The organism is Cyclonatronum proteinivorum (genome assembly GCF_003353065.1).
Taxonomy (GTDB): domain Bacteria; phylum Bacteroidota; class Rhodothermia; order Balneolales; family Cyclonatronaceae; genus Cyclonatronum; species Cyclonatronum proteinivorum.
Genome location: NZ_CP027806.1, coordinates 3,340,266 through 3,361,152 on the forward strand (window position 1 = coordinate 3,340,266; position 20,887 = coordinate 3,361,152).

16 protein-coding genes are annotated in these 20,887 nt (G+C 52.3%); 9 read left to right on the top strand and 7 right to left on the bottom strand.

Annotated elements, in window-relative coordinates:
• Positions 1–24 precede the first annotated feature (24 nt).
• The 5 genes from CYPRO_RS12690 to CYPRO_RS12710 form a co-directional block, all read right to left on the bottom strand.
• Entirely contained in the window at positions 25–1,974 is a 1,950-nt protein-coding gene (locus CYPRO_RS12690; RefSeq protein ID WP_114984971.1) for a M48 family metallopeptidase, read from the bottom strand.
• 102 nt (positions 1,975–2,076) lie between these two features.
• Positions 2,077–2,673: a LemA family protein gene (locus CYPRO_RS12695; RefSeq protein ID WP_114984972.1), complete on the bottom strand. Its 597-nt coding sequence runs from the start codon at positions 2,671–2,673 to the stop codon at positions 2,077–2,079.
• Positions 2,674–3,105: 432 nt separating this feature from the next.
• Positions 3,106–3,441, bottom strand: a complete 336-nt coding sequence (locus CYPRO_RS12700) for a hypothetical protein (RefSeq protein WP_114984973.1) — start codon at positions 3,439–3,441, stop codon at positions 3,106–3,108.
• 75 nt (positions 3,442–3,516) lie between these two features.
• A complete protein-coding gene (locus CYPRO_RS12705; protein ID WP_114984974.1) occupies positions 3,517–5,973 on the bottom strand; it encodes a penicillin acylase family protein in 2,457 nt (818 codons plus the stop codon).
• Positions 5,974–6,237: 264 nt separating this feature from the next.
• Positions 6,238–11,946 carry a lamin tail domain-containing protein gene (locus CYPRO_RS12710; protein WP_164682772.1) on the bottom strand — a complete coding sequence of 1,903 codons (5,709 nt, stop codon included), beginning with the start codon at positions 11,944–11,946 and terminating at the stop codon, positions 6,238–6,240.
• A gap of 213 nt (positions 11,947–12,159) precedes the next feature.
• Here CYPRO_RS12710 and CYPRO_RS12715 point away from each other — a divergent pair, with 213 nt between their 5' ends.
• Both CYPRO_RS12715 and CYPRO_RS12720 read left to right on the top strand, forming a co-directional pair.
• Positions 12,160–12,603 (top strand): methylglyoxal synthase, encoded by a 444-nt coding sequence (locus CYPRO_RS12715; RefSeq protein WP_114984976.1) that lies wholly within the window; start codon positions 12,160–12,162, stop codon positions 12,601–12,603.
• Positions 12,604–12,778: 175 nt separating this feature from the next.
• Positions 12,779–14,110, top strand: coding sequence for a T9SS type A sorting domain-containing protein (locus tag CYPRO_RS12720; RefSeq protein ID WP_114984977.1), 1,332 nt, complete (start codon positions 12,779–12,781; stop codon positions 14,108–14,110).
• Positions 14,111–14,227: 117 nt separating this feature from the next.
• Here CYPRO_RS12720 and CYPRO_RS12725 read toward each other — a convergent pair whose 3' ends face one another.
• Positions 14,228–14,782, bottom strand: a complete 555-nt coding sequence (locus tag CYPRO_RS12725) for a 2'-5' RNA ligase family protein (RefSeq protein WP_114984978.1) — start codon at positions 14,780–14,782, stop codon at positions 14,228–14,230.
• A gap of 134 nt (positions 14,783–14,916) precedes the next feature.
• Here CYPRO_RS12725 and CYPRO_RS12730 point away from each other — a divergent pair, with 134 nt between their 5' ends.
• The 5 genes from CYPRO_RS12730 (at position 14,917) to CYPRO_RS16600 (ending at position 17,705) form a co-directional block, all read left to right on the top strand.
• Positions 14,917–16,467, top strand: a complete 1,551-nt coding sequence (locus tag CYPRO_RS12730; protein ID WP_240644753.1) for a cryptochrome/deoxyribodipyrimidine photo-lyase family protein — start codon at positions 14,917–14,919, stop codon at positions 16,465–16,467.
• A gap of 189 nt (positions 16,468–16,656) precedes the next feature.
• Positions 16,657–16,917 carry a DUF6364 family protein gene (locus CYPRO_RS12735; protein WP_114984979.1) on the top strand — a complete coding sequence of 87 codons (261 nt, stop codon included), beginning with the start codon at positions 16,657–16,659 and terminating at the stop codon, positions 16,915–16,917.
• 5 nt (positions 16,918–16,922) lie between these two features.
• Entirely contained in the window at positions 16,923–17,372 is a 450-nt protein-coding gene (locus CYPRO_RS16765; RefSeq protein WP_114984980.1) for a type II toxin-antitoxin system VapC family toxin, read from the top strand.
• A gap of 61 nt (positions 17,373–17,433) precedes the next feature.
• The gene (locus CYPRO_RS17030) at positions 17,434–17,574 is read left to right on the top strand and encodes a DUF2256 domain-containing protein (protein WP_114984981.1); all 141 of its coding nucleotides are present in this window, start codon (positions 17,434–17,436) and stop codon (positions 17,572–17,574) included.
• Positions 17,514–17,705, top strand: coding sequence for a hypothetical protein (locus tag CYPRO_RS16600; RefSeq protein ID WP_164682392.1), 192 nt, complete (start codon positions 17,514–17,516; stop codon positions 17,703–17,705). The genes CYPRO_RS17030 and CYPRO_RS16600 overlap by 61 nt, the downstream gene beginning before the upstream one ends.
• 164 nt (positions 17,706–17,869) lie before the next feature.
• Here the strand turns inward: CYPRO_RS16600 and CYPRO_RS12750 are convergent, their stop codons facing one another.
• Positions 17,870–18,226, bottom strand: coding sequence for a DoxX family protein (locus CYPRO_RS12750; RefSeq protein ID WP_114984982.1), 357 nt, complete (start codon positions 18,224–18,226; stop codon positions 17,870–17,872).
• A gap of 255 nt (positions 18,227–18,481) precedes the next feature.
• Here CYPRO_RS12750 and CYPRO_RS12755 point away from each other — a divergent pair, with 255 nt between their 5' ends.
• Both CYPRO_RS12755 and pdeM read left to right on the top strand, forming a co-directional pair.
• Positions 18,482–19,927: a DASH family cryptochrome gene (locus tag CYPRO_RS12755; protein ID WP_114984983.1), complete on the top strand. Its 1,446-nt coding sequence runs from the start codon at positions 18,482–18,484 to the stop codon at positions 19,925–19,927.
• 244 nt (positions 19,928–20,171) lie between these two features.
• The gene (gene pdeM / locus CYPRO_RS12760; protein WP_164682774.1) at positions 20,172–20,831 is read left to right on the top strand and encodes a ligase-associated DNA damage response endonuclease PdeM; all 660 of its coding nucleotides are present in this window, start codon (positions 20,172–20,174) and stop codon (positions 20,829–20,831) included.
• The last annotated feature ends 56 nt before the right edge of the window (positions 20,832–20,887 follow it).

Below are 20,887 nucleotides of genomic sequence, written 5' to 3' on the forward strand. Positions count from 1 at the left end.
GTAAAGGCGAAAACGAGCCCGGTCTCATCCGATAAGCGGCAACGGAATGTCAAGTGCTGCCGCAACCGCACGGATCAGCAACATTTCGCGCTCGTTGACTTCCGAGTCGGCACATACGGCATGGGCGGCTAAGTCGAGAATAATGCGGCGAACCTCGCCCGATGAAGCCGAAAGCTCTTCAAGCGCCTGCTCCAGTGAAGCCCCCGTGCAGGCTTCAGGTGCAACGAGCCGCACGGCCAATTCTTCCGTACCCGCCGCAGCATGACCTTCCGCCTGCAGACGGCTGAGTTCACCCATAGCTGCCTTAAACGATTCCTCAACGCCACCGCCTGACGCATGGCTCAGGGCCGACAACACAACTGAAAGCCCGGGAATAAGACTATCAAGGCGGGTGTGCCGGATTTCAGCTTCAGGACGAACGCCAAAGTGCGCGTCCAGGCTATGAACCAAAACCTGCCGGAGTGCAAACTCAAAAACGAGCTGCCGCCCGTCCGCTTTTATCAGCTCATCTGCGCGGCTTCTGAATAAACGGTATTCCTTCTTATCAAGCTCACGCAGCGCCGGGATGGCCATTTCAACCAGCGCCATTTTCCGCGTACCGCTCAGGTCCTGCAATTCATCCGCAAGCGTCAGTACTTCCTCCGAAATATCATCGGCTTTTCCGGTAGATAAAATCTCGAGTTGCCTGCCGCGTACCGCAGGAGTTTTATCCATCAACAGCGCATATACAAGCTGAACGGCCCCGTCGGTATTTTGGGTAGCTGTAAGGGCCGTATCAGGAAGGGCCTCGCGCAATTGCCGGGCCTGCTCAAGCTGTGTCGCTTCAAGCGTACCCGCTGCCGCAACAAGTACCTCCGGGGTAATAGCCGGAAGATTCAGCGCATCATGCCCCTTAAGCGGTCCGCGCGATTTCCCGGCCGCTTGTTTGCTTTGCTGATCTGAAGCGGCCTGTTTCCGGCGGGAAGCCGAGCCGGTTTCGGCTTCAAGCACATGCAGCGCATTCAGAGCCTCAATGCGCTTTTTTATAGGCGGATGGGTGGCGAATACGGCGTTCATCCAGCTTTTCTGACCGGTCGAAAAAAACAGATGGCTCATTTCCGCAGCATGTGCATCCTTCACATCCGAACCTTCGGCATGCCGCTGAATCTTAGCAAGAGCCGAAGCAATACCCTCCGGATTTCGCGTAAACTGCGCCGCTGCGGCATCGGCCAGAAACTCGCGCTGCCGCGAAACTGCGGACTGAATCATGCGGCCAAACAGCACGCCGAGATAGCCGATCACAGTAAGCGCCAGGCCCAACGCGATAATCGCAAGTCCCGCATTGTTTTTGTTCCTGCCGCCCCCTATCCGCGCATACATCTGGGACCGCATCAAAATCATCCCCATCAGATGAATAATCAGGATACCGTTTAATATCCCGATAAGGCGGATGTTCAGGCGCATATCCCCGTTAAAAATATGGCTGAACTCGTGCGCAATTACGCCCTGCAGCTCGTCCCGGTTCAGCAACTCCATACAGCCGCGGGTCACCCCAACAACCGCATCGCGCGTACCGTAACCGGCCGCAAACGCATTGATCCCTTTTTCACCATCCATCACATACACACCCGGCACCGGCACCCCTGAAGCAATCGACATCTCCTCCACGATATTCAACAGCTTGCGTTCATGCTGATCCTGCGTGTTGCTACTCACCAGCCGGGCGCCCATCATTTCCGCCACCGCACGGCCTCCCTTCCGCAGCTGCGAAATCCGCCAGCCAGACCCCGCCGTAATGACGAGCAAAATCACAACGGAAACGGTAAAAAACAGCTCCGGCACCCATAGCGCCCCCATGCCCGTACCCGCACCGGCAAAAAGAAACAGCAACACCACATACACCGAGACAATCAGCCCGATGACGGCAAGTGCATACAGAAAAACCAGTTTTTTGGTATTACGACGGGCGTCGTCCTGTGCCTGAAAAAAGTCCATGAGAAAGGATACAAGTCTGAATCAGAAAAAAAGCCCGCCCGGTGTGCCGGACGGGCCGTGAAAATGGAATAAAAGCTGCGTTCCGCTTTGTCTGTACCGGGATCAGGTGAAGGACACCCGTACATTTTCGCGCTCTTCGGCAGGGTTATCCAGCTCAAACAGCGGCGCCTCACGAAACCCGAACATGTTGGAAAAAATGATATTGGGAAACTTCTCCCGCTGCGTGTTGAAATTCATCACCGAATCATTGAAAGCCTGACGCGCAAAAGAAATCTTATTCTCGGTAGAAGTCAGCTCCTCGGTTATCTGCATCATATTCTGATTGGCTTTCAGGTCGGGATAAGACTCGGAAAGCGCGAAGAAGCGGCTCATCACGCCTGAAAGCTGCTGCTCACTCTGCTTCAGCTTATTGAATGCGTCCGGGTTCGTCGGGTCGGCGGCGACCTGCTTTTCCACCTGCACCGCCTGATTCCTTGCCTTAATCACCGCTTCAAGGGTTTCACGCTCATGCTTCATATAGCCTTTGGCTGTTTCAACCAGATTCGGGATAAGGTCGTACCGGCGCTTCAGCTGCACATCAATCTGCGAAAATGCATTCTTATACCGGTTCCGCAGCGTCACCAATCCATTGTAAATACTGATGGCCCAAATGATGAACAAAATGGGAATGACAACAACCGCTATGATAAAGATCGTCATGTTTCTGTTTGATTTAGGGGAAGGAAAAAGCCCATCATACAAAAGGACTTACGAGCTGAATATAGGATTTTTCTACTTCCTAAGAAAAACAGCTTTCTATGGCAGCGTCTTCTCAGGAAAATGCGTATCTAAATTAAGTTTTTTGTCATTATCTCTATTCAGCCTCAGTTCAACATCTCCCACAAAATTGCCATCATAAATAAGCCAAACGTACCCGTATCCGAAACTCGCAATGTAGGAAAAGCACCTAAGAAGTCAGAAGTTAGTGACTGAAAAACTGTGCCTGTCTCAGTTCCGGAATGTCAGATTAATGAAGTTAACGAAGGACCTGCCGCCTGCCGCTCGAATCCGGTGTCAGGCAAAGCTTTCCTGATGAACAATGCGGGTTGGATCCTGATTTCAAAACATCTATAAATGTAAACCGACCGACACTCACTGCCCACGCTTCATTATAAGATACCCGCTCAGGCAGGCGAAGCCGCCGGTAAGTGCACCTACCGCCCAGGTAATAACATACATCACCCAAACCGGAACTGACATGACCGCGGCAACCTGCGCAGACATGATGAATCCGTTCTGCCAGTCAGCCATCAGCGCGAGTACCAGCCAAAGCACGCCAACGCCTGTCATGCCGGCAGACAAGGCTTTTATCCCGCGGTCAGGACCAACCAGACCGGCAATGAAACAGGGGAAAATAAGGGTCCACCAGGGCAGAAAAAGCATAACCCCCAAGGTTCCGGGTACGATGATAAGAAAGGACGTTTTCATGATGTATTCAGATCAGATCAAAATTTGGTAGTAGTGAATGGGACATTTGAAAGCGCGATGAGCTCCTGAGCCATGCTATTCCGACAGGGTCGGGTTGAAGGGGGCCGTTTCCAGCCAGCTCAGGGCTTCTTCCTGCGTGCGGAAGAAATGCAGCGGAAAAAGCTCTCCCCTTGCCCAGGCTTCCAGAAAATCATCGTAATGTTTGCTGCCCGGACTACCTGACTGTCCGCCGGGATAAACGCCCCATGCCTGCACTTCATCCTCCAGACTTACAACCATGCGCCAGCTTGGGCCGTTGCTGCCCCGCTGCGAGTTAACCGCCTCCGTTGCGCCGCTCGTGCGTATGCTCGTGCGGCTGAGCGGCTCAATTCGGGTCAGGTGCATGACCCGGGTTTGCTGATAGCGCCACCAACGCCACAACCGTCGATCTTCGCCCATGCGTCGGGTCAGCTCCGTAATCGCGTCATCCCATGACTGCAAAACCAGCGCACTCAGATTTTCCGGGGCGGAAGCCGGTGCGGGCGCGTAATTTTCTACGATGTAGGCATACTCGCTTTCATCCTGCAGCACCTGAATCGTACGGATGTGTTCGGGCACCCTGCGGTGCTGCGGTTCTACGGCTGCAAGGGGAATTTCCCACAGGTTGGATCGTATCTGTCGCAGCCATTCATTAAAAATAACCGGTGCATGTTCATCGGCTTTCATCTCATAGTCCCAGGCTTCCAGCTTTGCAATAAGCTCCTGATCGGCTTGGGAAAGCTGCGCAAACCCCTCGCTGCTCTGCAGGTGCGCGAGCATAAACGGCAGGCCTTCCCGTGCACGCAGGCTCAGGTCATCATTCTGCAGTTCCTGCATATCCCGCCAGTCTGCATGGTCAAGTTCATGCAGGCGCTCATTTATGCGGGCCCCGCGCTCGAACGACGCAAAGAAGCGTCCTAAATAGTACGGGTAATCCGGCGCCGCAGGATTCTGATTCGCTGAACTCACAAAACCGCGCTCCGGATTTGTGATTCGGGGGACTTCATCCCTTGGCACGAAATCCTGCCAGTCATAGGCCGCATTACTGCCATCACTGATTAAATCACCCATGCCTTCCCAGCGCAGCGGAAACAATCCGTTGTGCCAGAGCGATATATTGCCGTGCCGATCGGCATAAGTAAAGTTTTGGGCTGGCGTTTCAAAGTAAGGAAGCGCAGCCGTGAAATCATCGTAGCCGCGCGCACGGTTCAGGGTGAAAAAGGTGCGTAGATCCGTCGTGCCGCGGTGCGCCATCCACTGAGACGCCTGCCCCCGCAGCCGCTCGCGATCAAGCACCACGACCGGCCCGTGATGGGTGTACCAGACCGTATCCTGAACAGCTGCTTCGCCACGCACACCAATTTCTTCAATGGTCATGCGGGTAGGGTGCCACGCTTCCTCATACAAATATTCCTCGAGCGACTCATCCCTGAAAACAATTTCATACACATCATGTACATTCGCGCCTGAATTGGTCACCCCCCAGGCTACGTCCTCATTAAACCCGACAATTACCGAAGGAATGCCGGGTATAGATACACCGTAAACATTCAGGCCCGGCGCATTGAGCTGCACTTCGTACCAAATTGCAGGCATGGTCATTTCCAGGTGCATATCATTGGCAAGCAGCGGCTGACCGGTACGGGTCCTGCTTCCGTGCACAGCCCAGGAGTTGCTGCCCAGAGAAGGATCGGGCAGTCGGTGTATGGCGGCAGATGACTCCGAGATCAGGGTCGGGGTAAACGTTTCGGGGGCGGGACCAGGCTGCACGGACGGGTCAGGCCATTCGGTACCGGGCGGAATGATAGGATCCATTTCCACGGGATGTGCCGGTAAAAAGCGATCTAGAAAACTATCGCCCAGGGCCGCTCTCATGTGACTCATGCGCACCGCGGATGTGCCTCCCGCAAGTGTTGAAGCCATGTTCATATGCATGAGTGCTACATTGACAGGCTCGAACGGCTCCGGTTCGTATCCCAAAAGTTTGAACTCCAGCGGAAACTGACGCGGGTGAAGTTTACTGATATATGCATTTACGCCGGCTGTGTAGGCGTCAATGATGGCCATAAGTGCCGGCTCCTGCTGATAAGCCTCCATTTTCTGCTGTGCCCCCCACAACATACCTCTGCGCCGCTCCGCACGGTCAAGCGCAACGGTTTGTCCGCCCAGGACTTCTGAAAGTCTGCCTGCGGCACCCCGTACCTGCAAATCCATTTGAAAAAGGCGGTCCTGTGCGGTCACATACCCCTGTGCGAAATAAACATCGTGATCATTTCGGGCAAAAATGTGCGGCACCCGCCTGTCATCAAAAACAACGAGTACGGAATCCCGTAAGCCTTCCGCTTCCAGCCAAATGGCCTCGGGCTCATGCTGCGGACCGGCGCTCTGCCAGAAACCGTTTATCGGGTTCAGGAAAGGTCCGAGCGCAGGAATCATCCCTGCGCGGCTGTTGAGAATCATTACAAGTGCGAGCGTAACGATCAACGCCCCCCCTACTTTAATCCATTTAATCATGCGTAAAGCCTGCTGTAAGTTTCTGAGATGGTGAACGCCCGCGCTTATCCGAGTCGGTCTTAAATATCCCGAAAGCACGTTTTGCCTTATTTTTGAGCGATTCTGAAAGTAAGAAGCCTGTGTTTCATAAACAATCAGCCCCTCTTGAATCAGCGCTTACCGGCATGTTTATCAGGACATTTGCCCTTGGCACAATTCACATCATCTATGGCTTGCTTTGCTACTCCGTAGACCATAAACAGCAAGAGTTGCAAACAAGCGGGTTTAAAGCCGTCGGGCAAGGACTACCGTTTGACGAAAGGTTTTGGTCCTGCCCGTTGCACTGTTGTAGGCTTCAAAGAGCACGATATAAATTCCCACCCGATTTTCCATGCCGTTATCGCGGCGACCGTCCCAGATCAGGCTGCCGGAAAGTCCGGCAGGGCGGCCGTCGGCGAGCGTTCTGACCAAGCGTCCGTGCCGGTCGTAGATTCTGACGCGTAACAGGTAGTCGGGCTCATCGAGCACATAGCTTAGGAAAAGATTATCATCCACGCCGTCCCCGTCCGGTGAAAAGGGGTTGGGTTCGAGTGTGAGTCCTTCTTCTGTCATGGCCGGGCCAGGCTGCTGGAACAGGGAATTTGAAGTGCCCGGAGTGCCCCCTGCCGGAACTACGCTCGATCCCCAGTTGGAAGCTTCATTGGAAGCGCCTTCCGGGTTAATTCTTTCAAGCGCAATACCGCGTGCATCCGCAAGGTTGGGGTTATGCCAGGAAGCTTCATAGAACACTGAGTCAATCACTTCTCCTTCTGCTCCTGCGAGAAAAACCGCCCCGGCTGACGCACGCAAGTTCAGCGTAGTGCGGTCGGCTCTGAAGAAGGCTGCTTCATCCGAAACACCGAGATTGAAAAAACGCGCAATTCTCGTTGCACTGAAATCCCGCTGTGTATCAGCATACATCACCGCATATCCGTTGGCGGCTATCCAGGCATTTTCGGTACGTTCAGGGAAAATGCGCCGAACCTCTCCTTCAAAATCGGGTTCATCATGGATATGAAAACCCCGAAGGTTTATTGCATAGTCCCGGCGGTTGTGCAGCTCAACATACTGACTCTGATCAGGAAAGCCCGCACTACTGCCGCTTAGGGGCTGATACATGATTTCGTTGAGAATTACATCACCCGCCTGCAGTTGCTGAGCCACCGGTATTTCCAGTTCAGTAGCCTGATTACCCGGCACGTCCCGCAGTCGGGTGACCTGCACCGTCTGCTCGGCACCTGTAAATAGCGGTACAGGTCCGCCATCGAGACCTGAGAGTATCATGAGATCGGCCTGATCCGGATTAAAAGTATGCGGCTGCAGCGAAACCCCGTCAATTGCAAACCGGGTTTGTTCGTCCGGCCGGACAAACTCGGTGAATCGGAGTTCGAGAAGACCATCCTCTGTTCGGCTTGCAAAGCGAAGCCCCGGCGGATGCTGATTGGGTTGAAAAACAGCGTTTTGCTCACCTGCAGAATGTCCTTCAGGGTGCCCCGCCCAGTTCGCGGGATCGTTGGAAGCGGATTCCGGATCAATCCTTTCAATGGACTGCCCCGGCTGTGGCACAGCCCATGATGGCGCATAATGCAGGCTGTCAATAGTTAGCCCACCGTCTGAGCGAAGGTACACAGCGTCGCCATTTTGACTAAATGCCGGCAATGCAGGAACTTTCAAAACACGCGAATCATCCGCAGAAAGTCCCAATAATGCGGGGCTTTCGGTTATGACCAGCAAGCCTCCCGGCTTAAGCGGTATTTGCCCGGAATCGCTATTGAGCGCTATGGTACTAAGAGATCGCCCCAGACGCCATCCCTGAAGATTCAGGTTTTTATCTGACCGGTTGTATACCTCGATAAATCGGGGTACTTCCGCCGCTATGGGCCTGTAAAGGATTTCATTGATTACCAAATCAAGCCGACCGGCAGGTTCAAAATCCAGGTAGGTGAAGTCCACAACGGTTTCAACCAGCGGGTTGCCAAATACATCCTGCAGATTTTGCAGGGTGATTTGATAAACCGAGCCGGATTCCAAAGGTGTGTCCAGCACGAGATCAATCCCCCGTTCCAGAAGGATAATTTCCGAAATACCGGGATCAGGGGTGATGTGGTAGTTTTGCAGGACAGCGGCCGTTTCGGGCGCTATATTTTTACTGAAGCTGAGCGTTATCTGCTGCGGACCTGTCGCCGTCACACTGCGCAAATCCGGTGGGGTAGTATCCGGAAGAATTGCATTGGGCATACCCGGCGTACCGAGCTGTTCCGCCGGGGAATCGCCCCAATTTTCGGGATACCAGGCCGCAACTTCCGTTGTACGACGCTCTAAGGCAATTTCGCGTCCGCCCCAATTGGGCTGATACGACAGGGAATCTATCAAAACACCGGCTAAGGAGCGCAGTACGATGGCGTCGCCTCCCGTTTTCAGGGCCGGGAAGCGGCTGCCCATATCAATGAGCGGGACATCCGGGAAGATGTCCCGCAGGCTTTCATCCGGGGCAAGAACCACAAAAGCGCCGGGTGCTACGAGATAGCTATCCGTAGAGATTACTCTCGGGTTACCGGTATCGTTGCTAAGGGTCCAACCCTGCAGGTCAAACGCAAATGCCCCGCTGTTAAAAATTTCCACATAGCGGGAGTAGCCATCGGGCCGATCGTACATAAACTCTGTAATGTGTACCGTTCCCGAATCCGGCTGCGCCAGCTCGAAAAACGTAAAACTTCGCTCCTGTTCCGGCATGGGCACCCCAAAAATGGATGCAATTCCCTGGACCGTCAGGCTGTAGGATGTTCCGTTATTCATTGCGGTACTCAGCCTGATTTCCACCTCACGGGGCGCGATTTTTTGCAAGGCTGAAATATCAGGGTCTCCCGAAAAATCAAAATTACCGGGTTCTTCGGCTGTGATGGCGTCAATGTGCCGGCTAAAGCGGGCCGTCAGCGTTTGGCTGTCCGTATAGCTGAGTGCTGTGAATACCGGCGGCAGGCTGTCCGGTTCGGCTGTGTTAGGCAGCCCCGGCGTACCGAGCTGCGGATTCGTGCTTGGTAGCCAGTTATCAGCGGCATAAGAAATGGCTTCTGACGAACGCCGCTCAAGGGCCGCACCGGCAGCGCCCCACACGGCAGGCACATACTGAAGCGAATCTATCTGCACCTCATCCTGCGAAAAAATACGAATCCGATCTGCTGAAGCCCGGTTCAGGGATGGAAAGTTGCTGACCACTATGGTATTGCGCTGTCCAAACCAGTTTTCAAAACGGGATATTTCCCGGGTTAACACCACATACTCGCCAGGCAGTATCGCACGGTCATTCAGGGTGAGACGCCTGATTGTAGTGGTATTATCCTGAATCCGCCAGCCCCTGAGATTAATGATTTTATCGCTCCGGTTAAATAACTCGACATACTGCGGGGGACCATCATCAGCGCTGTCCTCATAGAAGAACTCATTTATGATGATGTCGAATGGTTCAGCCGGCTCAAAATCATAGAATATGACCTCGGCTTGTGTTTCACCGAGCGGATTGCCAAAAATATCCTGCTGATTTTGCAGTACCACGATGACTGACTCGCCGGATTCAAGTCCGTCACTCAGCTGAAGCTCAACCTCATCGCCTTCATAAATAATGGTCTCAATACCGACGGCTGACTCGAAAAAATAGTTGAGCGGGTTTAGCGCTGCTGCCTCATGCATGGCTTTTGAATACTGAAGTCGGATGCGGTTTTCTTCCGGTGCAGCGGCCTGTAAGAGTTCAGGGGGCGTAAGATCAGGCGGTATCAGGTTTGGCGCGCCGGGCGTACCGGGTAAGCTGCCGGGGGAATCCGCCCAATTATCAGAAAACCAGGACGGTGCGTCAGCCGACCGGCGTTCGAGCGACACTTCAAAACCACCCCATGAAGGCCGGTATGTGAGCGAATCAACCAATACGCCTTCAGCGTCACGGATCACTATATCATCTCCTCCCAGCTTTAGAGCTGAAAACCGCGTGCCCATATTAATCAGGGGAAGCTCCGGAAAAATATCCAAGAGTGCGGCATTCGGGGCGAGCACCACATAGGCACCCGGTACGAGAAGATGTGATTCATCAGTGATAACCCTTCTGTTTCCGGTATCATTATTATAGGTCCATCCGGAGAGATCGAAGGCATTGTCAGCGCGGTTGTACAGCTCAATAAAACGGGACCAGCCGTCTGCCGCGCGATACATAAATTCGTTAATGACCACATCTCCGGTTTCTACCGGTACAACATTATAATAAGTGAATGTCCGGGTCTCAGGCGGCATGGGTACCCCGAAGATCGTTTCGACATTCGAAACGGTCAGCGTGTAGCTTGTTGACGGCAGCATAGGCATACTCAGGGTGAGCTCGGTTTCCCGGGCAGAAACTTGTGATGCTTCATTTATCTGTATGATGCCTTCAAACTGATAATTGGCTGCATTTTGAGCGGACTCGGTATCTGCGTCTCTATTAAAGCGAAGGCGGAGAGACTGACTGCCGGTAAACATCAGGCTTTCGACAGAAAGCGGCTCATCATCCGGGACTGCTGTATTCGGGGTCCCGGGCGTTCCGCCCAGCGGATGGGTACTCTCCTGCCAGTTTTCCGAGCTATACGAAACGGCGTCCGGAGCGCGCCGCTCAAGGGCAACGCCTGTGCCGCCCCATTCAGCCGGAACATAAAGAAGAGAGTCTATCTGAAGCTGCTGTGCGTCGAAGATTTTAATCTGATCAGGTGAAGCCCGGTTAAGATTGGGGAAATTGCCAAGCTCAAGATAGTTTCCCGGGCCAAACTGCAACTCCAGACCGGTTTTGTCGCCGGTCAGCACCAACAGCTCGTTGGGTTCGATGTAAAGGTCTGATGTTGTGAGGGGGCGGATCGTCGTCGTGTTATCCTGAATGCGCCAGTCTCTGAGATTCAGGGTTTTCCCGGAGCGGTTCAATAGCTCAACATACTGCGGCCAGCCCGCTGTGATATCGAAGAAAAACTCATTGATGACCACATCTCCGGATTCAGCAACATCTTCAACAAAAAAGGAAATGCTGGTAGCTTCGAGTATCCCGCCGGCAGTATCCGTGATCCCGCCAGCCTGAAGCTCGTAGGCGCCGCCAGCCAGTGGCTGTTCGAAAAATAGTTCCAGGATACGGCCGCTGAGCGCAAATTCCGGCTGCGGTACCGGTACCTGATCATCCCGCAAAATGCTAATGGTCTCCGCCCCGACTGAAGACGCAATCACCTCCTCAGAAAAAGTCAGTCGCAGCGTTGAGGCGTCAACAACTTCAAAATCAGCAAGAAAGACGGGATTTTTTTCGATATAAAAGTCATCAAAGAAAAAGCGATCTGCGCGGGTTGCCGTGTACGTAGCACGCACGCCAAACCAGGATGAGGTAATCCAATGCGTATCCACAGCCGGTGTTCCTTCCGGTGCTGGCGGCTCTTGCGGGTCATCGCTGACATATAGCGACCATTCTCCCTCATTGCTCCGGATTACCCGCACGCGGTACATGACGTCAGGTTCAATCAGGGTTTCGCCGGTTACGATGATGCGGGAAGGACTGCCATCGTCGAATCTCACGATACGAAAAAACTTATTTGAACCGGACTCCCCGATACGTACCGCATACCCGTTCACACCCTCGCGCGTGTCGGACCGGTCACTCATCAGAAACACATGTGCGCGGTTTGCATTGGAGGTCGTGAAGCCATCAAGCCGGACCGAAAACTCCCATCGCCCGAAACCTGCAACCGAAGCGGTGCTCAGCCAGGATTGTCCGGCTTCATCAGCATTGAGACGGAGCAAATTATTCCCATTTTCTTCTACTATAAGCCAGTTACTGTCATCGCCTACCCATTCGGGATCAGCACTAAAGTCGCCGTCTTCAAAAGATTCGTTCAGAATTACCTGCGCATGCGCCGGCACACTCAAATGAAGAAGCAACATGGCAAGCGTAAAATATGTTTTCAATGTTCCGGTCATTTGCGACATATCTTTATACTTTGGGGCGCTTAGGTTCAATTTCGGAGGTTCTATCGGATCAAGGTTCCCGTGCAATTCCTGCTTAATGAGTAGTTTGTTTTCAAATCCTTACAGCGGTTTTTGACACTTTATGCTTTCTTTAGTCCCATTTTATGTTTAGTCTGACTTTCCTTCTTTAAGAACCCAAAAACCTGAACTGCTATGAAAAAAGCTGACCCCAAGAAAATCGCTCTGATCGCGCACGACTCCCGTAAGAATGAAATGGTCGAATGGGCTACCCACAATAAAGAAGTGCTGAAAGTACATGCCTTGTTCGGAACCGGTACTACCGGCAAAAGAATCGCCACCGAGGTGGGCCTAAGTGTGCACTGTTTCAAAAGCGGGCCACTTGGCGGAGATCAGCAAATCGGCGCAAAAATCAGTGAAGGAGAAATTGACTTCCTGATATTTTTCTGGGACCCGCTCTCCGCACAGCCTCATGATGTAGATGTGAAAGCCTTGCTGCGGCTGTCAGTGTATTACAACATTCCGATTGCCTGCAACCGGTCTACGGCAGACTATCTTATTACTTCGCGCTTACTTGAAGGGGATGAGTTTGAGCCGGAGACGAAGCCGGGAATCACAGATGAAATCAAATCAAAATAAGAGGGACACTTATGGCTATATCAAATCATGTCAACCTCATAATTTAAACCTCTAATCCCCGCTACACTTAATTTTTTAGCTGCTAACCCGCACGGTCAAATAACTACTTGTATTAGTCCATGCAATTAAATACTTTATTGCCTTACAATTAATTCATACTTATCAAACCTTATCTATGATGTTTAAATACAATACTTTTGCTTTGGCAGCCGCCTTTGCGCTGAGTTTTTTCTCAGCCGATGCCATTGCACAAAAAGCAACTCAGGCAACTGCCGAACGCGCAGTTAACACCGTACCTGTACTTCAGAACGAAGTACTCTGGGATCAGGCAACTGACCCGGTAACCAACGGTGCACTTGGTATCTATGACCTTGATGAGACGGAAGTTTGGGCTGTTGAAGCCGCTGACGATTTTGTTGTACCTGAAGGCCAAATCTGGACGATTTCCGCTGTAGAAGCGATTGGTTTTTACGCTGATCTCATTGGTGAGCCTTTCTTCGCCAACGTTAACTTTTATATGGACGAGTTCGATCGTCCTGCCGACTTCCCTACCTTCGAATTCTTCGAAGCTGAAGTTACTTCTTCTGCAGACGGTATCATTCTGGTAGAGCTCCCTGAAGAAGTTGAACTTGAAGCGGGTATTTGGTGGGTTTCTGTTGCTCCGCACATGGACTATTTCGCTGATGGCCGCTGGTTCTGGCTCGGCAACACTTCTGTAAATGGTGCTGAATTTCACTGGAGAAATCCAGGTGGCGGTTATGGTGATAACACAGCCTGGACACGTCAGTCTATTTCCTTCCCTGACTTCCCCGTTCAGGATCTTGCTTTCCGTGTTTACGGAACCGCAGCTGAGGATGAAGGTCCTGAGCTTGGCGCTTTCAGCCTTCTTTCTCCACCTAATGGCGTAGAGGTTGATCTCACTTTTGAAGGCGCTACCGATATCACTATTCAGTGGGAAGCTTCTGAAAATGCTACCGATTATGCCTGGGTTGCACACCTTGAAGGCAATGATCTTACTGATCCGCTCCTTGAAGTACCTACCGGTGCTGAAACTGAGCTCGTACTGACCGACGGCGCTATCTACGATATCCTCCTCGGCCTCGGTGTTGAGCAAGGTCAAACTGTAACTATTGACTGGAGCGTCGTTGCTTCTGCCGGTGACAACACCCGCTTCGCTGAAGAAACCTGGAGTGTTACCTTCACCCTTGTGCCTGCTACCAACATTGGTCGCGACGAAGTAGTGAGCGGTTTTGAACTCGCACAAAACTATCCGAATCCGTTCAACCCTACGACCAACATCAGTTTCACCCTTCCTGAAGCTTCTGATGTAAGCCTTGAAGTGTTCAACATGCAGGGTCAGCGCGTAGCTACACTTGCTAACGGCAGCTTCTCAGCCGGCAATCACGTCGTAACTTTTGACGCAGCTAACCTCTCAAGTGGAATCTACCTCTACCGCATGACCGCAGGTGCCTTCACACAGACCAACAAAATGATGCTTGTGAAGTAAGCTGACAGGGTTTTATCACCCTCAGTAAAAAAATCAAAAGGGAATCATGGCTTTTGCTGTGATTCCCTTTTTTTGTGTGCTATTTTTGAAGATGAGCTCTGGATAGGCAGCCTGAATTCATCCACCTTTAAAATGAAAATCACGATGGACTTTCCAAAGCTTTCCGGTATGCTTCAGGAGCGCGACCGAAGAAACCACAAATGAGGCCTCATACGAACGATTTTTGAAGGCATCCCATGCCTGCGGAAACACATCCGCAGATAAGTCGCGGGTTGCGATGGTACAGTGCGGGTTGATGCGGTCGGGTATGTTGGAAGGATGAATGCCGGGCATTTGGCGCAGAAAGGGCTTCAGGGCCTGATGAAGCTGTCTCACAGGTTCCGGATTCTCCGGCCTCACAAAAATCACACGGGGCGGAAAACAGCCGAAACCGTTCAGATTAATCATAAAGGATTCTTGTGATGCTGCAAAGTCAGTGAGCAAGATCCCAATGTGTTGTTCATCTGTCTCCAAAGCCCGAAAGGGCATTTGCAGGGTGAAATGCGGGGGTGACTTCAGCGCGTGTTTTGCCCCGAAACGGGCCTGCATTTCATGCTTGAAACCGGTTATGGTTTCAGCGGATTTCGGGTCGGTGAGGATGGCGATGTAATAGAGATTTTTGACAGGCTTCACAAATCTTATAAATGATTGCGTTTATCAGACCAATGCGGGTTAGCTACCGCGCACAGGAATCGGACGGGGATGGTAATTTGTGAAGGCCTGACATTTGATTCAAGCTGAGATTTCCCAAACAGAAACAGCCGCCCATGAACCCCGCTGCCCGCAATGCTGTTGTGGGGCACATGAATTCAAAACCTACCATTGGCGTCGTCTGGTTCAAGCGTGACCTGCGGCTGAGTGATCATAAAGCCCTGAAGGAAGCCATCGCTTCCGGGCTTCCGCTGTTGCTCATCCGGCTTTTCGAGCCGGAGATTGCGTCACATGCTCCGGATTTCGACCTGCGACACTGGCGCTTTGTGCGGCAGAGCATAAGCGACCTTAACCTCAGGCTGAAACAGCTTCCAAAACAGGATCAGGGCACAGCGGCCATCCCCCTAAACGAACACCCCAAAATTCACGTGCTGCGGCAAAACGCCGTACCCGCTTTTGAGATGCTCGCGGAACATTTTGATCTTAAAGCGGTGTGGAGTTACGAAGAAACCGGCACAGACATCACGTATCAGCGGGATATCCGGATGGGGAAGTGGTTCCGGGCGCGGGGCGTTGCCTGGCATGAGTTTCAGAGTAACGGGGTGCAGCGGGCGATTAAAGACAGGGACGGCTGGACCAAAGCCTGGTACGGCAATATGGGCGCCCCAACGGACGAGCCGGAGCTTGGACGCCTTCGCAACGTTGCCATCCCGGAGAAGCTGTTAGAAAAGCTTCGGGGCGTACCTTTTGATGATGTGTTTTACGAAAATCCCGTGCAGTTTCAGATGGGCGGGGTTGCGAAAGCGCAGCGCGTACTGGACTCCTTCGTGAAAAGCCGTGCCGCGGGCTATAACCGCGACATCTCCAAACCGCTGGAAAGCCGCGAATCATGCAGCCGGCTTTCGCCCTATCTGACGTGGGGCAATCTCAGTGTGCGTCAGGTGTATCAGGCCGCAAAGGCGGGGAAAGAAACCTACGGCAACAAAAAAGGGCTCAACAGCATGATGTCCCGGCTGCGCTGGCACTGCCATTTTATTCAGAAGTTCGAGACCGAGCCGCGTATTGAGTTTGAGAATACCAATCGCGGCTTCGACGATATCCGCACCGAAACCGACGCTGCGCTGATCGAAGCATGGCAAACCGGCACGACCGGCTTCCCCCTTGTGGATGCGTGCATGCGCTGCGTTACGCTGACCGGCTATCTCAACTTCCGCATGCGGGCCATGCTTGCTTCGGTGCTGACACACCATTTCTGGCAGCCGTGGCGGGCGGGCGCGCCCTGGCTTGGGCGTCAGTTTCTGGACTTCGAACCGGGCATTCACTACACGCAGTTTCAGATGCAGGCCGGAACGCAGGGGATTAACACCATCCGCATTTACAACCCGGTTAAGCAATCGCAGGAGCACGACCCGGAAGGCGTGTTCATCAGGGAGTGGGTGCCCGAACTTGAAAAAGTGCCGTCAAAGCTGATTCATGAACCCTGGAACATCTCCGAAATGGAACAGCAAATGATGGGCTTCCGGCTTGGCGAGGACTATCCGCGACCGGTCATCAAAGACCTGAAGCGAAGCTACCGGGAAGCTTCTTCCAAATTGTGGTCAAAAAAATCCGATCCTGTGGTGAAGCGCGAAAACGAGCGCATTGTTCGCATGCACGTACGCCGCTGATTTTTCTGATCAGCTTTATTCAAGTCAACGCTGCGTGTACCCTTTTGGCCTTTGTACTTTTGACTTTCTGCACGCTTTTCATTTGGAGCAAACAGGTTTTTGAAAATCCGAATTAAAGGTCATAGTTGAATAAGTCCTTCCATTTCTTTAGATTATACGTACATCTTAATTTGTACGTATAAAACAGCTATGAAAAACAAAAAGCTCACCCTGTATTTGCCGGAAGAAGTCATCAGTCGGGCCAAGGCGCATGCGCGTGAAGAAGGGGTCTCCCTATCGGGCATGGTTGCCGATTTTCTAATCAAAGAAACCGCGATGTATGCAACAAATGATGATGAAATTTCAACGATTGAAGAAGAATTTGTGCCCTTTTGCGGGGTCATTGGTCTGCCCGACCCAACGGATGAACGCGAACTTGCGGCTTTGCTTCGCGAAGAAAAACACCGGTAGCGGGAATGGCGGCTTCATCTCATCCCGAAAAAGCGCCGCGCCTTTTTCTCGATACAAACATACTTGTTGACCTGTTGGCCGAGCGGCACCCGCATTTTGAACCCGCGCTGTCACTGATGCGTCAGGCACGTTCGGGCAATGTCAGGCTCTGCACATCCGCGCTCTCAATCACGACCTGTTGGTATTTGGTAAGCCGGCAGCGGGACAGCGCAACCGCCCTCGACGCAATAAGAGCCATGACCCGGTTTGTGGAGATCATTCCGGTGAGTGAGCGGGCCGTACTGCAGGCGCTGCAGTCTGTTTTTAGCGATTTTGAAGATGCCGTGCAATACTTTGCAGCGCTTGAAGCCGGAGACACAGCCTTTATCATTACCCGGAACGTGCGGGATTTCCGGAAGTCGGTCATCCCCGTTTGCAGCGCCCGCGATTATCCGGAAGCAAGCCAATCACGGTAAGCTGATTCGATTTGGAAGCACATCACCCTGCAAGAAAACCTTCACCCTAAAAGAACATTCGGTGTCGTATAAAGGGAATAAATCTTACCTGCCATCCAAAACCTGCCCCAGCTGCGGACGTCCCTTTACCTGGCGGAAAAAATGGGAGAAAAACTGGGATTCCGTGAAATATTGCAGCGAGAAATGCAGGCGAAAAAAATGAGATCAGGCAAATCGTCTCTTACAGCAATTCATACAATTTGCTCTGATAAACTTATTTATTGCCGTTTATTTGAAAACGAGTGCCCAAAAGCTGTACAACAGCCAGGCGTTCATGCACAAAAACAGCAATGAAGGCAAGGCAAATTTAACCCGCATTATTCACAATTAAACAGGATTTATTTGCTAAGTGTTAGTTTAAATTTGGCTTAGCAAAAAACACCGGTAGCCCAAATTTGAGTGCGGTGTAAAAACTGCGAAATTTCCCCGCTGGCTGCGTTGAAGCTGAAAACTCATGCTCAGGGTACTGAGGTACCCTTCCGCTGAGTTTTCAGCTTCGCCTTGCCAGCAAGAAAATTTCTTGGTGAATAATGCGGGTTAACACTGTCTTTTATGCGCATTCGCACAACAAAAGCCACAAACATCATCACCGTGAAGCCCGCAGCGGAAAGAAGACCGACAAAAGGGATATACAGGCCGGTCAGGAGTCCGGCAACACCAAACAGCTGCAGCGCGCCGGTAATTTTTCGTTGGGTTTCGGTTAACCCAAAGCGCCTAAACTCTGCAATCATCCGTCTTGAATTGAGCGACTGAAACCCGTAAAACAGGAAAAACAGCGCGTTGAGAATGAGTAAAAACTGAAAAAAAACGGACAATGGGAGAAGTTATATTTTTGAACCTGAAGAAAGCTGACGACCCAACGCCCGGATGGCGCATACGTCAGTATTGTGCAGCCGAAAAGCTTTTATTTACCGCGTTTCGTTCAGACGCCAAACGGCATTCGTTTCCGTAACTCTTGGTGCACGCTTGTTGTCGTTGCATGAAATTTGAATCCGCGCAATGATTTGCGGCGGCTTCATGTTTGGCAGTTCAAATTCAAAACAAACTTATCCCCGAAAATACTGCCATCCATGAACACCCTCCTCTGGTTCCGTAACGATCTGCGGCTGCATGACAACGAAGCCCTTCACATCGCCCTCGAACAGGCCGAAACCCTGATTCCGGTCTATATTTTTGACCCGCGTCAGTTTGGCCGGACAGACGAAGTCCGCTTCCCGAAAACCGGTCCCTTCCGACTGCGCTTCTTGCTGGACAGCCTCTCGGATTTACGCGCACGACTGCGCGAAAAAGGCTCGGACCTGATCCTGTTGCAGGGGAAACCGGAAGCGCTCATCCCGGAGCTGTGTCGCAAGCTGGATATCGGACTTGTGACCTATCACGAAGAAGCTACCTTCGAAGAAACGCAGGTTGAAGACGTCCTTGACGACGCCCTCGAAGCCCTGGGGGTGGAAGTCGATTCCGCCTGGGGCGCGACGCTCTACCATGTGGATGACCTGCCGATGGATATCGAAAAGTTGCCCGATGTGTTCACCGCTTTTCGCAAAAAAGCCGAGAAATTCAGCGAAGTCCGTGCGCTGTTTGAAACACCCTCTACGCTGCCGCCGCTGCCTGCCGGACATCCCGAAGCGGGCGATTTCCCCGATTCCGAGTTCCTTGGCATAGCGCCGGATTCACCATCTGAAAAATCAGTACTGCCCTTTGAAGGCGGCGAGACCGCTGCGCTGAAGCGGCTCGAAACATATTTTTGGGATCAGGATCTCCTCCGTAAATACAAGGAAACCCGCAACGGCATGCTGGGTGCGGACTATTCTTCCAAATTCTCCCCCTGGCTGGCTAACGGTACGATCTCGCCCCGCTACATCTATTTTGAAGTGAAGCGCTATGAAAAAGAGCGGAAGAAAAACAGCTCAACCTACTGGCTGGTCTTTGAACTGATCTGGCGGGACTATTTCCGCTTCATCGCGCTCAAACATGGCCGTAAGTTATTCTGGGAATCCGGCATTAAGGGCAAGCGATATGCCTGGAGCCGGAATATGGGAGACTTTGAAAAATGGGTCAATGCGGAAACCGGGATTCCGATGATTGACGCCAACATGCGCGAGCTGAACGAGACGGGCTTCATGAGCAACCGGGGCCGGCAAAATGTGGCGAGCTTCCTGGCCAAATGTCTGAACATCGACTGGCGCTGGGGTGCCGAGTATTTTGAGTCGCTGTTGCTTGATTATGATGTGTGCAGCAACTGGGGCAATTGGGCCTACAACAGCGGTGTCGGCAACGATCCGCGCGACCGCTACTTCAACATTGTGGGTCAGGGCAAGCGCTACGACGCCAAAGGCGACTACATCCGGCACTGGCTTCCGGAGCTCGCGAACGTGCCCGACGACTACATTCACGAGCCGCACCGCATGAGCGTAGCCCAACAGCGTGAAGCCGGCGTAGAGCTTGGTAACGACTACCCCTTCCCGATGATCAGCCTGGAAAAAGCCTACCGCGAAATTGAGAAGCGCGGGGATTGAAGCAAAAGTTGTAACCCGCATTATTCACCAAGAAATTTTTTTGCTGGCAAGGCGAAGCTGAAAACTTATGCTCAGGGTGCTTAGAAAATTATACGAATGTGGACACATTACGAATAAGACCTTTGGCTTTTATCTTACCTCCGTCCTCTTGATCCAATAACTCCCCCACAGTCCTGACATCACCCCTGCGGCTCTCCATCAAATTCTCAATGTACCATCCAAACCCAATGTGCTAAACACCGCTGTGACGCCACTCAACTTTTACGCCATTTCCCTGCAGCTTCTGCCCGAAAAAGCAATTTACCGGCCTGAAACCCGCACGCTGTACCTGACTGACACACATTTTGGGAAAGCCGGAACTTTCCGGCGCGGGGGTGTGCCCCTTCCCGGCGGACACAACCGGGCCGATTACGATCGCCTCAACAGGCTTATCGAAACACACGGCCCGAAGCGGATGGTGTTTTTGGGCGACCTGTTCCACAGTTTTATCAATGAAGAATGGCAGCAATTCACCGAATGGCGGGCCGCACATTCGCTGATCAGCATGCTTCTGATAGAAGGCAATCACGATGTACTCCTGCCCGATGATTACCTGCAGGCAAACCTGATCGTACAGCCCGAAGGTTTTGAAGATGACGGCCTGATCCTGAACCATCATCCCCGAAATGACGAACGTGCCGGTCCCGACCTAAAGCCGTCACTCTGCGGACACATTCATCCCGGGGTGCGGCTGAGCGGCCCGGGGCGACAGTTCGAACGGCTGCCCTGTTTCTGGCACAGCGTTTCGCGAAAACAGCTCATGCTGCCTGCATTCGGGTCATTCACCGGACTTGGAAACATCAGTCCGGAAAACACGGACAGCATTTTTGTGATTGCCGGGGAAGACGTTGTGCAGCTGCAGTAATGCGGGCGCAATAAAAGTACGATCAGGATATCAGCTTTCTCTTAGTATGCATGTAA